This is a genomic window from Arenibacter amylolyticus (genome assembly GCF_002150785.1).
GTDB lineage: Bacteria > Bacteroidota > Bacteroidia > Flavobacteriales > Flavobacteriaceae > Arenibacter > Arenibacter amylolyticus.
The window spans coordinates 1-1378 of record NZ_MTAZ01000056.1 but is presented as its reverse complement, the minus strand read 5'-3'; the positions used below and the strand labels follow the sequence as shown (position 1 = coordinate 1378).

Here is a 1378-nt window from a genome sequence, read left to right as displayed (position 1 = left end):
ATAGAGAATATAGAAGAAGTAATTTCATTTTTCGATAAAGGAACACCCTTAGAACAAACACTTATAGATACTAAGGCGGAATTCTATAAAACCTTGGATTTCCCTGAATACGATTTTTCGGATGTGAAGGGGTGGAATACTATGTAATTAAATTACTGGTTTACAGTAGGGTAGTGGTGTATTGTATGTGTATCGTACAACAATCATACAACAATTTGAGGTGATTTAAGTATTGACTAATGAAACCAGCCCCCATTATTATAGGGGCTTGTATCTTTAAGATTCTTATTATCTTTAGTAAACCAACCATTTTTTTTAGTTATGAATACAAAGTTAGATAGTAAGGATTTCACCATATCACCCCAATTAATCACATTGGGGTATGCATTATTAATTTGTATAGGGTATTGGTTTCAGAATCTTTACTATCAGAGATTCGGTATTCAAATTGAAAGCTACTTAAATTTTCAGGAATACCTTTTTATATTTTTACCGCTCGCTTCTTTATTAATTTTCCTTTTCTTTATTGGTGTTACTTATTTTACTGGTTTTAATGGAATCTTATATGTGTTTTATAAAAGTGGGTGGCTAAATAAAAAGGAAAAATTAGTTACCCCAAATGATGATGGTGAGAAAATCTTAAATCATTCTAATAGATTTAAAATTCCCTTAGAAATATTAAAAGGAGTTATAATAATAACAATAATAGTTATCCCAATAATTGTTATTGTGTTAATCAAAGTTGAGGGTAATCCTAAAACATATTGGAAAGACATAAAACCATATATTTATATCTGGGGTGGTATAATTTCCCTTGTATATTTGATAGCTGTTTATTCCTATAGTTCTTTCAGTGTTAAAGCATTAAGATGGTTATATTATTCATTGTTATCAACAACACTAATAGCCACTATGATTGATTTGCAATATGAAAAATCGGACAAGATATTGCTTGGCATACCAATTGAAAATGTTCAATTTACAATCAAAGGTGATACAATCACTTCAACAAATACTATTCTATATGTTGGTGAAACAAGGGATTATTTGTTTATGAGGGATATTGAATCAAACTCTAATCTTATCTATCAAAAGAAGGAAATGAGTGCTTTGAAAGTTTCAGAAGTTCAAGAAGTTGAACCTATCACTCCCTAATATAAGGGGGTTTAGTGATTAAATAAATTTAAAATAATAATTAGAATGTGGCAAATTGTTCAACCACCTTTACAGTTAAATGTCCATTTTCATTATGTTGATTAGTATTTTGATAATTAGCTGTTGATACTTTTCTATTTTGGGAAAGGCCACGCGATTGATCGTCCTACGCGCTGTAATCGCCTAATATTACAGTAGTTGGTCTATTTTACCTAAGAGTAAT

1 protein-coding gene and 1 pseudogene are annotated in these 1378 nt (G+C 29.8%); both read left to right on the top strand.

Annotated features, from left to right (window positions below; translation table 11 throughout):
- Window positions 1-132: pseudogene (locus tag BV214_RS17010) on the top strand (ATP-binding protein); the annotation flags it as partial.
- A 189-nt stretch (window positions 133-321) separates the two neighbouring features.
- Window positions 322-1155: a hypothetical protein gene (locus BV214_RS15275; RefSeq protein WP_086478375.1), complete on the top strand. Its 834-nt coding sequence runs from the start codon at window positions 322-324 to the stop codon at window positions 1153-1155.
- Window positions 1156-1378 lie beyond the last annotated feature (223 nt).

What these genes read in the sequence shown, in the direction of transcription:
- BV214_RS15275 (WP_086478375.1), top strand. Translation starts at nt 322, where the DNA reads ATGAATACAAAGTTAGATAGTAAGGATTTCACCATATCACCCCAATTA.